The 13,071-nt window shown below is 69.6% G+C and carries 10 protein-coding genes; 3 read left to right on the forward strand and 7 right to left on the reverse strand.

Annotation, left to right across the window (positions count from 1 at the left end; translation table 11 throughout):
- Nucleotides 1-61 precede the first annotated feature (61 nt).
- Nucleotides 62-1,210, forward strand: coding sequence for a serine hydrolase domain-containing protein (locus tag B0F77_RS15730; RefSeq protein WP_086663625.1), 1,149 nt, complete (start codon nt 62-64; stop codon nt 1,208-1,210).
- 6 nt (nt 1,211-1,216) lie between these two features.
- On the opposite strand, the gene B0F77_RS15735 is transcribed toward B0F77_RS15730, so the two are convergent.
- Both B0F77_RS15735 and B0F77_RS15740 read right to left on the reverse strand, forming a co-directional pair.
- A complete protein-coding gene (locus tag B0F77_RS15735) occupies nt 1,217-1,867 on the reverse strand; it encodes a response regulator transcription factor (RefSeq protein ID WP_086663626.1) in 651 nt (216 codons plus the stop codon).
- Nucleotides 1,864-2,277, reverse strand: coding sequence for a sensor histidine kinase (locus B0F77_RS15740; RefSeq protein ID WP_086663627.1), 414 nt, complete (start codon nt 2,275-2,277; stop codon nt 1,864-1,866). The genes B0F77_RS15735 and B0F77_RS15740 overlap by 4 nt, the downstream gene beginning before the upstream one ends.
- Before the next feature lie 77 nt (nt 2,278-2,354).
- Here B0F77_RS15740 and B0F77_RS50545 point away from each other — a divergent pair, with 77 nt between their 5' ends.
- The gene (locus tag B0F77_RS50545) at nt 2,355-2,480 is read left to right on the forward strand and encodes a hypothetical protein (protein ID WP_281252517.1); all 126 of its coding nucleotides are present in this window, start codon (nt 2,355-2,357) and stop codon (nt 2,478-2,480) included.
- Here B0F77_RS50545 and B0F77_RS15745 read toward each other — a convergent pair.
- Nucleotides 2,439-3,308: an alpha/beta hydrolase gene (locus B0F77_RS15745; protein ID WP_086663628.1), complete on the reverse strand. Its 870-nt coding sequence runs from the start codon at nt 3,306-3,308 to the stop codon at nt 2,439-2,441. The genes B0F77_RS50545 and B0F77_RS15745 overlap by 42 nt on opposite strands.
- A 102-nt stretch (nt 3,309-3,410) precedes the next feature.
- Between B0F77_RS15745 and B0F77_RS15750 the strand changes: the two genes are divergently transcribed.
- Nucleotides 3,411-4,226, forward strand: coding sequence for a helix-turn-helix domain-containing protein (locus B0F77_RS15750; protein WP_086663629.1), 816 nt, complete (start codon nt 3,411-3,413; stop codon nt 4,224-4,226).
- 177 nt (nt 4,227-4,403) lie between these two features.
- Here B0F77_RS15750 and B0F77_RS15755 read toward each other — a convergent pair whose 3' ends face one another.
- Genes B0F77_RS15755 through B0F77_RS15770 form a run of 4 tightly spaced genes read right to left on the reverse strand, consistent with a single transcriptional unit; the run spans nt 4,404 to nt 13,059 of the window.
- Nucleotides 4,404-4,652 carry a hypothetical protein gene (locus B0F77_RS15755; RefSeq protein ID WP_143466746.1) on the reverse strand — a complete coding sequence of 83 codons (249 nt, stop codon included), beginning with the start codon at nt 4,650-4,652 and terminating at the stop codon, nt 4,404-4,406.
- Between the two features lie 16 nt (nt 4,653-4,668).
- A complete protein-coding gene (locus tag B0F77_RS47865; protein ID WP_086663631.1) occupies nt 4,669-10,152 on the reverse strand; it encodes an SAV_2336 N-terminal domain-related protein in 5,484 nt (1,827 codons plus the stop codon).
- Nucleotides 10,153-10,155: 3 nt separating this feature from the next.
- On the reverse strand, nt 10,156-11,067 hold the full coding sequence (locus B0F77_RS15765; protein ID WP_086663632.1) for an AAA family ATPase: 912 nt from the start codon (nt 11,065-11,067) through the stop codon (nt 10,156-10,158).
- A 3-nt stretch (nt 11,068-11,070) separates the two neighbouring features.
- Complete coding sequence (locus tag B0F77_RS15770) at nt 11,071-13,059, reverse strand: vWA-MoxR associated conflict system protein (protein ID WP_086663633.1); 1,989 nt, start codon at nt 13,057-13,059, stop codon at nt 11,071-11,073.
- Between the last annotated feature and the right edge of the window lie 12 nt (nt 13,060-13,071).

A 13,071-nucleotide genomic window follows, 5' to 3' on the forward strand; every position in this document is an offset into this window, starting at 1 on the left:
ATGGATCACGTATGGACCGGCCATCGGTCCTCGATCGCCGGTGATCGGTAGACCTTCCGCCGTGACCACGACACGTCGATCAGTGCTGAGCATGCTCGGCGCCTCAGGAGCGGTGCTCGCCACCGGCGCCTTCCCCGCAACCGGTGCTGCCTCCGCCGCGACACCCGCCGACATCCGAGCGTTCGACCAGTTCGTCAGAGAACAGGCGGCCAAGGACGCGTTCTCCGGCAGCCTGCTGCTGGTCCACAAAGGACGCCCCGTGCTGGCCAGGTCCTACGGCCGGGCGAACGACGCCGCGCCCAACGGCCCGGACACCCTGTTCGCCATGGCCTCGATCACGAAGCTCTTCACGGCTGTCGCCATCGCCCAGCTCGCCCAAGCCAGGAAGATCTCGTACGAGAGCACGCTGGGCACGTATGTCAGCGGCTTTCCCACCGAGATCGCCGACACGGTGAAGGTCCACCACCTCCTCACCCACACGTCCGGCCTCGGCGACCCCTTCACGATGCCCGGCTACCTGCGGGAAGCACTCACCTGGACCGACACCGACCAAGTGATGAACGGGACGACGGACTACATCAGGCGCTCCTCGCTCGCGTTCGCGCCAGGAGCCGGGTTCAGCTACAGCAACGCCGGCTACCACCTGCTGGGCGCGATCGTGGCCCAAGCGTCCGGAAAGACCTACTACGACTACGTTCGCGAGCACGTGCTCCGGCCGGCCGGCATGACGACCACGGACTTCTACACCAGAACTCAGTGGCACACCGACCCTCGCCTCGCTCACCCCTACGCGAGGCAACCGTCCGGCGGCCGCGCCGACACCATCGACGAACGGCTGTACGTGGGCACGCCCGCCGGTGACGCCTTCACCACGTGCGCCGACATGGCACGTTTCGCCTGCGCGGTGCAGGGTTCGAAGCTGCTCGACCGCGCCTTCACCGGTATCACGCTCGGCGGCAAGGTGCCGCTTCCGCCGCCGAAGGGCCCGTCGCCCGCGGTTCCGCCCGTCGCCTTCCAGTGCTACGGCCCAATGACCCTGCTGGTCAACAACCAGTGGGTGACGGGCCACGGCGGTGGCAACCGCGGCACATCGACCGACTTCCAGATGTACCCCGACAGCGAGTGGGTGACGGTGATCCTGAGCAACTACGACTACGAGGGCGGGCCGCCGCCGGTCGTGATGAAGGCACGAGACCTCGTCACCAGATGATCCTCGTCAGGACGGATCCACGAGGCCGTGCTCGTAGGCGAAGATCACCAGGTGGACGCGGGTGCGCAGGCCGAGCTTGGCGAGCACGCGTGCCACGTGGGTCTTGACCGTGCCCTCGCCGACGGTGAGGGCACGGGCTATCTCGGCGTTGCTCAGGCCACGCGCCACCTGCATCAGCACTTCCTGCTCTCGCGGGGTGAGCAGGTTCAGCTCGGCTGGTGCGTGCCGGGGCGCGATCCGCGTGAGCCGGCGGATGGTGCGGCGGGTGACCTGCGGGTCGATCAGCCCCTGTCCTTTCGAGGCCGCGCGGACCGCGTCGACGAGCAACGCCGGGTCGCTGTCCTTGAGCACGAAGCCCGCCGCGCCCGCCTGGAGCGCGCCGAACAGGTACTCGTCGACGTCGAACGTGGTCAGCGCGACGACGGCGGGCGCGGGGTTGACCGACTCGGTGATCCGGCGGATGGCCGCCAACCCGTCCATTCTGGGCATCCGCATGTCGAGCACCACCACGTCCACGCCTCGCCACCGGGCCTTCTCGACGGCTTCGGCGCCGTCACCGGCCTCGTCGACCACCTCGATGTCCGGCTCGGCGTCGAGGATCAGGCGCAGTGCCCACCGCACGGGCTCCTGGTCGTCGGCGACCAATGTGCGGATCATCGACCCTCCCGCAGTGGAAGACGGGCTTCGACGACCCAGCCGCTGGGCTGGTTCGGCTCGATCCGCAGGGTGCCGCCGAGCAGCCGGGCCCGTTCTCGGAGACCGCGCAACCCGGTACCGTCGGCCGGCTCGGCGGGAGTGGTGGAACCGTTGTCCGCCACGGTGATCACGACGGCGTCCGGCGTGTGGTGGAGGTGCAGGTCCATCCGCGTGGCGTCGGAGTGGCGCAGTGCGTTGGTGAGCGCTTCCTGAGCCACCCGGTAACCGGCGTGATCGACTAGCGGTGGCAGGGCGTTCGGCGGGGGACCGGTTCCGCGGGTGCGGGCCCAGGCGGCGGTGCCCTCGGACAGCTCGGTGTGCCGGCGCATCGCGTCGGACGAGTCCGGGGTGGACCTCGGGGTGGACGTCATGCAGGCAGCACTTCCTCACAGCAGCAGCACGAAGCGCTGAGGGGAAGTTAGCCGCGTTCACCGCCGAGGCCTCCGCGATGCTCGATCGGGCGGACGACGCCTGGCTCTCGGCGATGATCACCAGGCGGGTGCCGCTGTCGTCCTACGCGGAGGCCTTCGAGTCATGTCCGGGTGACGTGAAGGTCGTGCTGGAGCTGGCTTGAGAAGAACTCCGCCACCTTTGCAGCGGCCTCGGGAGCCCTGCGGTCGTAAAGGTCGACGTGCGTCGCGCCCTCGACCCAGTGCAGTTCCTTGGGACCCTGGGCCTTCTGGAACGCGTCGACGGCGATCCAGGACGTGACCGCGCGATCGCCGACGACCAGCAGCAGCGGCCGGGTGTACAGGCCGAGCGCGGCGTGGGCGTCGAACATCGCGATGCGGCCGATGCTGCTCCACGTCAGCTCCTTGGCCGAACGCTCGTGCTCGCCGCGCGGGGTCATGTAGTAGTCCCAGCCCTCGAAGGCGTGCCCGGTGGCGTGCGCCAGCTCAGCGGGGAAGAGCGGGAACGAGCCGGTGCTCGTCGCCGCCACGGCGAGCATGCCCTGGAACACCGCGGGGTCCTGGGTGCCGTCGGCGCCGTACCGGAACTGGCGGGCGATGTCGACGCCGCTGACCGTGGCCAGCGCCTTGATCCGCTGGTCGGTCGACGCGGCGGCCAGGCCGTAGCCGCCGGACGCGCAGATGCCGAGCACGCCGATGTCGCCGGCGTCCTGGGTCTCCAGGAACGTCACGGCCGCCCTGATGTCCTCGACCCGCTGGGCCGGGTCCTCCTGGCCGCGCGGCAGGCCCTCGCTCTCGCCCTGGTAGGCGGCGTCGAACGCGAGCGCCAGGAAGCCCTGCTCGGCCAGCAGCTTCGCGTAGAGGCCCGCGGCCTGCTCCTTGACGCCGGTGCCGGGATGGCCGACGACGACCGCGCCCTTCGGCGTCCCTTCCGGACGGTGCAGGTGGCCGGCGATGGTCAGTCCGTTGCTGGGGAAGTTCACGTTTTCCATGGGGCAACACTGCGCCGTGGCTGTGCAGGCCAGCCAGGGAGAACTCTGCCTATGCAACCCAGTACCAGGCACGGTCGCGCGTCCACCAGGGACACTGGTGGCATGGACGGTGAACTGGGTGAGTTCATGCGGGCCCGCCGGGCCGCGGTCGATCCGGCGGCGGCGGGCTTCCCCGACGACGGCCGGTTGCGCCGGGTGCCCGGCCTGCGGCGCGAGGAGCTGGCCCAGCTCGCGCACGTGAGCGTCGACTACGTCGTCCGGCTCGAACAGGGCCGCACGAACCGGGTCTCGCGGCCGGTGCTCGAAGCGCTGGCCGACGCGTTGCAGCTGGCCGCGGACGAGCGGGCGTACCTGTTCACGGTGGCCGATGTGGCACCGGCGCCGACACCACGACCGGGGAGGACCGAGGTCGCGCGGCAGCTGCGGCAGCTGCTCGACTCGATGTCCGACGTGCCGGCGTTCGTGCTGAACCGGCGACTGGACGTGCTGGCGTGGAACGCGGGAGCGGTGGCGTTGCTGACCGACTTCGGCGCACTGCCGCCCGCTGAACGCAATCTAATCCGTTTGACGTTCCTGGACCCGGACTTCCGCGCGTTGTACGGCGACTGGTCGCGCTCAGCGCGCGAATGCGTGGCCGTGCTGCGGATGGAGGCGGGCAAGCACCCCGACGACCAGGCGCTCAGCGCGCTGGTGGGGGAGCTGAGTGTGCGGGACGCCGACTTCCGCAAGTGGTGGGCGAGCCACCAGGTGCGCGGGCCGCGCCAGCTGCTGAAGGTCTACCACCACCCGGTCGCCGGGACGCTGGAGCTCGACGTGCAGCAGTTCTCCGTCGACACGCACCCGGACCAGGAACTCGTCGTCTACACCGCGGAGGCCGGCAGCCCGTCCGAGAAAGCGCTGCGCTCGCTCGTAGGCTGAGCCTCCCAGGCAGGAGAAAACAGGCGGCCCAAGGTGAAGAGGCCGACCGAGTGAACCGGTGCCTTGTCGGAGCAGAGCTGTTCGGCGCCGCAGCACCCTTGAGAGCCCGGCCCCAGCCCCTTGAGCCCGTCCAGATCGAACGCCTCGCCATAGATCGACAGGACCGTCTCGGCGGAGTCATCCACGAGTATTACCGTGCTGCTTGACCTGCGCGGACGCAGTTTTCGGCACGCACAACCCCACGGGGGTGGTGACGCCGGTGGTGTGCAGGCGCCTGGTGCCGTGTTCGAGGAACACCAAGCCGTACAGCCTCTCGAACCCGGCCAGATCGAACGCCTCACCGCAGATCGGCAGGACCGTCTCGGCGGCGTCATCCACACGAGTATCGCCATGCGGCTTAACCTGCATGGATGAGGTTTTCGGCACGCACAAACCCCACAGGTCAGTCCGGGTCGGACAGCTTCCGGATCACCGTGGCGAGCTCCGGCAGGGAAGCTAGCAGCCGGGTGAGCTCGTTGATCCACGTTTGGCGCTGGTCGGGGTGCGGAAGAGAAAGCCTGCCGTCCCCGGCTCGCACCCGTGCCACCACCTTGTAGAGCGCGGCCAGCGGGTGTGGCTCCAGTGCCGTCACGGCCTGCCTGAGCGCCCGTGGTGACACGGCGGGAGCCAGTAGGCGCAGGACTTCCGTTGTGAGCTCAGGGTTTTCCTGTGCTTCCAGCACGAAGTCGAGGGCTGCGGAGTCCTCGACGGCGAGCAGCAGCAGCGCGCGCACCGGCCGGTTGTCCCGGACGTTCCTGAGAACTTCCTTGTCCAGCAACTCGTCTCGTCTCGTCGCGAGCAGTTCCCGCCGGCGTGCGGGGGTGGAGTCGACGAACTCGTCGGCGAGGCTCGCCAGCAGCCAAGGCCGGTACGCGTGCTGGACGCCGTACTGCTGGGCGGTGGCGCGTCTGGAATGGAGGGCCTGTGCCTCGACGAGACTGACCCCGTACAGCGCCTCGGTGACCGCCACGTCCGCGTCCGGGGAGAGCAGCTCGGGGTGTTCGAGCAGGATCGCGCGCTCTTCGGCGTAGGAACGGGCGAACACCCAGGCGCGGGCGGTCGCGAGGAGCCTGCGGTCGACGGTCAGCCAATCCGGCGCGATGTCCCACTGCCACGGCCGGTCCGAGCTGAAGTGGCGGCGCGCGATCTCGTGCACGTCGCGGATCACCTGACGGGACTGACCTACGTGCCCGAGTGCCTGATGCAACCACTCGGCGGCTTGGGGGTCTCCGGCTCGCGCGGAAGCCGCGCGCAGCATGAGGAGGACGGCGAGCGGCGGACCGACGAGCCGGTTGGTCGCTCGTACCCAGGTCTCGTCCAGAATCTCCGGCTGCCGCAGGTCCGCGCAGACCGTGTCGAGCGTGAACAGGATCGCGGGGAGGGTGGTGGTCAGCTCGTCCGCGTGCTCCGGCAGCAAGCACACTTCGACGGCGCGCAGCCCGGTCACCAGCGCCTCTCTCTGCCTGCCGGCGTCGCGTTGGCGGCGCATCAGGTTGTGCAGTGCCTGGCCGTGGATCCGCAGGCCGTCCGCGAGGTCGGCGGCCTGACGTGCGGTGTTCAGGGCCTCGTCGGTTCGGTTGACCATGCTGTAGGCGACGCTCAGGCTCAGCGCCGCGTCCACGAGCTGTGGCCGGAACGCGGCGTGCCTGCCGAGCGTGCCGCTGATCTCGGCGGCCTGCCGGGTGGCGCGGTCGGCCTCTGCCAGCCTGCCCATCGCCAGGAAGTCGCGACTCAGCTCTACCTGCGCGCTGACCAGGGCCGAGAGGCTCGCCGGGTTCGTCTGCGAGAGCCTGTGGCACAGTTCGACGACCCGCGTGGAACGTTGCATGGCCTCGTACCGCAGCCCGGTTTCGCGGCATCGCGCCGCGAGACACGTCATCGCGCGCGCCAGCGGGGCGTCGTCGCCGCCTGCGGCCACGGCCACGGCGTCCCGTGCGGTGGAGAGCGCCTCGTCGCGACGACCGAGCATCGCGTAGATCTCGCTGAGATCGACCTGTGCCCCGCTGAGATGGGAGGCATAGGTGGAATTGTCGCCGCCGCGCGTCGCCGGGTTGGCGATGCGTTGAGCAAGTCGTTTGTGCGTAGAGGATTCCGCCGTCGTCGGAGTCTCGTTGACCAGCTCGCGGTACCGCACCACGGCTTCTTCCGCGGGCGCCACGGCCTGCTGCAGCCGTCCGGCCTCGCGGTACCGCTGCCCGAGCCGGTTGAGCGCCTGTGCGAGGTCCGCCAAGTACATCCGGGTGGTCGGCACCAGCGCGCGGAAGTGGTCAGCCGCCTCCTCCAGAGGTTCGATGGCCTCGTCACCACGACCCCACCGCGTCAGCTCGTTCGCGACCGTCATGGCAGCGAGCGCCACGTCGGGCAGGAGCATCCTGTTCATCACGGCCAGGTCGCGCAGGCCGTCCAACGCCCGCCCGCCCGCGTTCCCGCAGTGCCGCCACGCGTACTTCCACAGGTAGCCCTGTACGTCCGGCGGCACGCCCGCCTCCACGCGCTGGCGGTACAGCCGGATCAGTGCGTTCGCGACCATCTCCGCGCCGGGGGCGAACACCTTGGCGCGGCTGGGCGCGAACGGCGGCCGCAGGTGGTCGGCGAACGTCTGGTGCGTGAGCTTGAAGACCGTGGCGCCTCCCTCGCCGTCCTGAATGATGTGCTGTCTCAGTTCGGTGAGCACGGCCGTGATGTCGTCACGACTGAACGTCGCGTCGGACAATGCCTCGGCGACCGCGATCCACTCGGCCTCGGGGAAGCCCGCGCCGTAGCTCCACGTCAGCGCCGTCAGCAACGCACGCGCGGACGGCACCTTCGCGAGTTCACGGTCGAACGCCGCGTCCAGCGACAGCGCGGGGTCCGCGCGACCGTCCGCGAGCGCCTGCTCGGTGATCATCCACACGGTCAGGAACGACAGGTGCGCCAGCTGGTCCACTGTGGACCGAGGAACGTCGGGGCCGAGCCGGGCCAGTACGTAGGCGCGGATGTCCGCCGCGTTGTCCGCCTCGTCGAGGTCGACCACCTCGACCGGCGACAGCTCGGTGAGCAGCGGCGCGCCACCCGCCACCCGGTGCGCCTGCCTGGTCGAGACGATCACCACGCAGTACTGGGCGATCCGGGTGAGCAGCGTCGTCGCGATCGAGAACGCTTCACCTCGCGCTTCGTCCAGCCCGTCCACCACGACGACCGGCGGCTCGCCGGTGTGCCGCGCCAGGAGCCCGACCAGCTCCGCCGCGTCGCGTCTGGGGCCGTCCGGGGGAGGGATCAGGCCGGAAGTGACCATCTGCCGGCTGATCACGTCGGCGACCTGGTTCGCGTCCATCGCCCGCACGTGGACGTTGGCCACGATCGAGCTCTCGCCGGGATCCTCGTGTCGCCAGGACCACCCGGACGTGAGCAGACGAGCGCGTTCGGCCGGGTTCGAGAGACTCACCACCCGGCCGACGAGCGCGGACTTGCCGGTGCCGGGCGACCCGGTGACCACCCGCAGGCCGGCGACACCCGACCTGACCCAGCCGACGAGGCGGTCGACCTCCGCCGTGCGGCCGCTGAACCACGAGCGGCCGTCGCGTGAGTCACCGCCGCGTGCCGCCAGCAGGAGATGCTTCACGATCGGCTGCCGCGCGTACAGCGGGTTCGGCAGCATCGGTTGTGCCAAGCCGTACTGCATGAACCGCGGCCGCTGCGTGTCGCTGTCCCATGCGTTCAGCAACGCGGTTCCGAACGCCCCGCCGTCGATCAGCGGCGTGCCGTCGCTCCAGCGCCATGCATCCTCGGCCGTTGCCGGTCCGGACCTGAGCAGCCGGCGCAGTTTGCTGCCGAACAGGCCGTCACGGGCCGTTTCGACGCTCGAACACGACACCAGCACGCCCGCCCAGTGGACCTGGCCCGCCAGCAGCTCCTCCTGCACGGCGGCGACCGTGCGAACGGCCTCGTCGAGCTGCGCGCCCGAGTAGCAGGCGTCGACGATGATGAGCACCTGGTGCGCGCCCGACGCGGCACACCACAGCGCGAACTCGTGCAGCATGATGCCGTCGACGACGCCATCGTTGTCCCTGGCCAGGAGCCTGAGGTTGCCCGCGACGGGGATCGCGTGCCCGCTCCACAACGCCACCAGCGCGTCGCCGTCCTGCGGGTTCTGCCGCAGCGACTTCATGTGCTCGCGGATCTCGGCCTCGGTCGGGTCGGCCAGCGGTTTGCCTTCGAGGCCCTTGAGCATGGCGCCGAACTCCCGCACGTCGCTCACCGCGTGCGGCAGCGGCTGGATCGTGTCGTACGAGCCGACACCTATGCCGACGAACCTGCCCTTCATCAAGGTCTCGAAGGCCGGCGGCGGGGGCGTCACGGGTTCGGGTTCGGGGACCGTCACCGGCACTGAGGCCGGCGACGGCTGGAGCAACTCCGCGGCTTTCCTCGCCGCGCGGGCGAACGGCTTGAGGTGCTCGGACATCGTCAGTTCGCCGCCGTCGTCCAGCACCACGGCGGCGACCTGGCCGTCCGTCGACGCCTCCGACCGGGTGTAGTCGGTCAGCGCGTTGACCAGCGTCCAGGTGTCCAATGAGGACGCGTAGGTCAGGAGATGTTCGCTGACACCGTCGCGGAGCGCGATCACCATGTCCTCCGGCGTCGATCCGGCGGCCTCGTTGAACAAGCCGCTGGTCAGCACCTCGGCCAGGTCGGCCGGCTGGGCGTCCGGCACGAGCTCGCGCTGGATGAACCGCAGCACCCGCACGTGCAGGACGTCCTGGTTCGCGCAGAGGACGGCGATGCGCCACGCGGGACCGGACGCGGTGAGGCGGAACGACTTGACGAGTTCCTCTCCGTCCGGTGGATCCTCGGCGAGGTGGTCCAGGTCTGCCGGCGGCACTTCGCTGTCGGGCGGGAGCAGGACACCGTCGCAGCCGCTGGGATTCTTGGCCATGACTGTGCAGGCCCACTGGCCGAGCGAGGCGACGGACAGGCCGGCCACGGGCAGGGGGAGCCAGCGGTCGCCGCCGGGAGCCCTGCGCAACAGCGGGGAGAAACCGAACTTGAGATCGCCGTTGGGTGCGCCCGGCCTGGACGGGCGCAGGCGGCTGGCCGGCTGGTCGAGCCCGGTGCGACGCCACAGCTTCTGCGGCAGCGGGTTCATCAGCAGCGTGTGGGTGGCGGAGCCCCAATCGCGCAGGACCGACCAGATCTCCTTGCGGTACCAGCCTTCCGCGACGCAGTCGGAGAAGACGATCACGAGCCGGCGCTGGCGCGGATCCCGCAGCCCGCGTGGCTTCAAGGTGATCTTGTTCGTCTTGTGCAGCAACGGTTTGGCTTCGTTCGGGTCGATGTGCCACTTCTCGACGGTGCGGAACGCGCTCGTGCCGCGTAGGACGGTCATGAGCTCGGTGATGGTGTCGTCCCACGCCGCCATGGAGGTGGATCGGTCGACCACCACGTCGACGTTGAACCAGCGTTCCCTGGCCGGGACGAGCACGGGGCTGAGCCGCTTGGTCGCCACGAACTGCTCGATGGTGTCGTCGACCGAGAGCTCGAGCCGGGCGAGGTCGAGGAACCTCTGTTTGAACGGCCGCAGCGCGCGGGCGATGTCGAGGCTCTGCGCCAGCGCCCTACCTGTGGGCAGTTCCGTTCGAGATCCCTTGCGGCCCTTGGTTTCGTCGTCGGCCACCGGGGCGACGACGTCCGCTTCGTCCGGTCGCTCCTGCTCCTCCGGCGGTGGCTTGTCTCGCCTCGTCGGCCCGAAGTCGGGTACGGCTCGCGGTGCCACATCGGGTGCCTCCGGAGGAGGAGGCACCATTTCGGGTTCCGGCTGCATGGCGTGGGCGAGCCACAACGCGTCCGCGACCGACATCGCGTCGATGTCGTCCGAGAACGCGATGAGCCCGCGGATCAGCCGGTCGAGCACGGCTCAGGCTTCCGAGAGAGCACGCAGCAGAAGCCTTGACAGGGTGTCGCGCTGCTCGCCCTCGAGTCCCTCCACCAGGTAGATCGCGTTGAGCAACTGGTCGGTCGCGACGGTCCGCCCGCTCGTCAGCTGCTGCAGGAAACCGGCGAGGAGGTCGTTCGCCCGCGCTGCCGCCTCCGCGCCCAGGTGCGCGGTCACGATCCTGGTCAGGTCGCCGGCGCTGGGCTTCGGGACCTCGAAGCGGATGCAGCGCCGCAGGAACGGGGCGGGGAAGTCCCGTTCACCGTTGCTCGTCATCACGATCACGGGGAACGTCGTGCATTGCACCCTGCCGTTGCGGATCGTGGCGATGCCTTCGCCGCCCGACCGGCGGACCTTGATCCGCCTGGTCTTGTGCCTGGACAGCTCGGGAATCGTGTACTCGCCGCGTTCGAGCACGTTGAGCAGGTCGCTCGGCAGGTCGATGTCGCTCTTGTCGATCTCGTCGATGAGCACGGCCCGTGGCCGGTCGCCCGGCAGCAACGCGGTGCCGAGTGGACCGAGCTCGACGAAGCGGCCGATGTCGTCGGGCTCGTTGTGCTGGGTCGCGTCGAGCCGGCCCAGCGCGTCGTAGCGGTAGAGCGCTTCGGTGAGCGTGCTGCGTGAGGTGATGTGCCAGCGCAGCACTGCGCCGAGCTTCAACTCCGTCGCGATCGAGTCCACCACCGTCGACTTGCCCGATCCCGGTGGGCCGGTCAGCAGCAGCGGGCGGTGCAGGCACAGCGCGGCGTTGACCGCGTCGACGAGTCCGTGCGGTGGCTGGAACGTCTTCGACGAGACCTGCTCGGTCAGCGGGAACGTCCGCCACGGCGGTGGCTCCGGCAGCGCGACGTCCCGCGCCTCGTTGTCACCGCGGTAGTAGGGGTCCCACGCCATGGGTCATCCTCCCAATCGCCGAAGGCTCGTCTGTGACCTGAGATAGCTGCGGCAGAACGCCATCCAGTCCTCGTCGTCCCACACCGCCCGCACGACCGCGAGCGGCGGCGGCTCGTCCTGTTGCGTCCAACTGGTGCGGTAGGCGTCCGCGAGTGCCCTGGGCAGCGACTCCCAGTGCTGGCTCAGCTCTTGCTCGATACCGTCCCAGGTGCACTGGTCGTTGTCCGGCCACAGCAGCACCGGTGAGAACGACAGCAGCGTCTCCAGCAGGTCGTGCCGCTGCTCCGGCAGGAAACGCAGGCCCACGGCGCCTTGGTACGTGCCGTTCTCCAACTGCCTGCGCAGCGCCTTGACGTCACTGGCCTGCTCGGGCTCCAGCCAGTCCAGTCCGTCCGCGCCATGCTGTTCGATGAACTTCCACCGCTTCGGCGCCTCGGACAGCATCCTGCGCATGTGTTGTGGCGGGCCGAGCCGTTCACTCCAGCGGACGACCACGTCGTGATGCAACCCGATTCGGCTGACCACAGTGGTCTTCTCCGGATACCAGATCACCAGCAGCGGTGTCGGCACCGCGATCTCGACCTGCTTGAGCTCGCCACCCCGGTACTCGGTGGTGTCGATCGCCGATGCCAGCAGGTCGGCCACCGCGGCCTCGACCGAGCTCTGCTCCGGGTCGCACGGTTCCGTTTCCACGGAGACCTGCGTGTCCCCGTTGAACAACCACGCCGTGACGGATTCCGGCCACCATCCGGTCGGCGATCCGTGCAGACTGATCCGCAGCCGCCATCGCGTGAGGCTGTGCCGCTCTTCCGCCGCCTTGATCGCGTCGTTCGCCCCGACCACCGTGAGCACGCTCGCCGCCCAGCCGCGGAACCTCGGATGGCGCACGTCCAGTCCGCCGCCGAGCGCCACGGCGGCCAGGTAGTCCACCAGCGCGGCCTCCCAGCGGTCGCCCCTGGGAGCGCGATGGAGGAAGACGTGGGAGAAGTAGTCGGTCTCGACGGCGGCGGCGTCCGGCAGCGGCTTGCCAGGCAAGATCTCCATCATCGCCGCGCGCAGTCGCTCCGTCGTGAGCTCGTGCGGCATCCAGTTCACCGCGAACGCGGCCGCCTCCAGCGCCTTGCCCAGGCCTTCGAGCACAACGCCGAGTGCGGAGCCACCTCCCACCGCGGTCAGCATCGTGTGCAGGCCGTCGGCGTTCCACCGCGGCGGCTCGGGAGGCGGGTTGTCGAGCCGGGCCAGGTACGTTTTGACCACCTCGAGCGCGGTGTTGCCCAGGACCACGTCCGCCGCGTCCACGGAGGACGCCGACTGTGCCGTCACGGCGTAGGGCCGGTACGGGGACTTGTTGTTCAAGAGGAGGAGGGTGACGTCGACGACCTGGGTCAACGCGCCCGACGCTGCACCGGTCAGCCGCGACCGGGCTTTCACGACGGCGTCGTCGAAGCTCAGGCTTCCGCTCCAGCCGGCCATCCCGGTGCACTCGACGAGGACGCAGCGGCCCATCTCCGCCCACTCGGCCAGCTTGGCCGCCTTGCCGTGCAGGTCACAGCCCGCGGGCAGCAGCCCGCCGCTGAGCAGCTCGTAGTCGTGGGGGCCGGGGCTGGCGCCGAGTGACTCGACGTCGTGGTCGAGCCGGACCGCGATCATCGCGTGCTGCTCCAGCAACACCAGCAGCGTGCGGAGACCCGCTCGCTGGCACAGCGCCGCGAACAGCAACGTCAGTTCGAGGCAGTTTCCGCCGTCGCGCACTTCCGACGGCTGCCTGATGACCTGTTCGGCCTCGTGGTGGCCGGCGAAGTCGACCTGCGAGGTGTCGTACGGAATTCCCTTGGAGGAGAGGAATTCGTACACGTGGCGAACGGTGGCCAGGCGATCGCGGCGCAGATCGGCGTCCACGTGCGGGGGACCGAACACGCGCACCGTCTCGGCCACCTGGACGTAGCAGGCAAGCCGTGCCGGCTCGTTCTTGTTCCACTTCTGCCAGTCCACACGCCCACCACT

The organism is Lentzea kentuckyensis, from assembly GCF_002150765.1.
GTDB lineage: Bacteria > Actinomycetota > Actinomycetes > Mycobacteriales > Pseudonocardiaceae > Lentzea > Lentzea kentuckyensis.

Coding starts and splice junctions, on each gene's coding strand:
- B0F77_RS15745 (WP_086663628.1), bottom strand. CDS start 3,308: ATGGAAAACGTGAACTTCCCCAGCAACGGACTGACCATCGCCGGCCAC.
- B0F77_RS15740 (WP_086663627.1), bottom strand. CDS start 2,277: ATGACGTCCACCCCGAGGTCCACCCCGGACTCGTCCGACGCGATGCGC.
- B0F77_RS50545 (WP_281252517.1), top strand. CDS start 2,355: ATGCTCGATCGGGCGGACGACGCCTGGCTCTCGGCGATGATCACCAGG.
- B0F77_RS15750 (WP_086663629.1), top strand. CDS start 3,411: ATGGACGGTGAACTGGGTGAGTTCATGCGGGCCCGCCGGGCCGCGGTC.
- B0F77_RS15735 (WP_086663626.1), bottom strand. CDS start 1,867: ATGATCCGCACATTGGTCGCCGACGACCAGGAGCCCGTGCGGTGGGCA.
- B0F77_RS15765 (WP_086663632.1), bottom strand. CDS start 11,067: ATGGCGTGGGACCCCTACTACCGCGGTGACAACGAGGCGCGGGACGTC.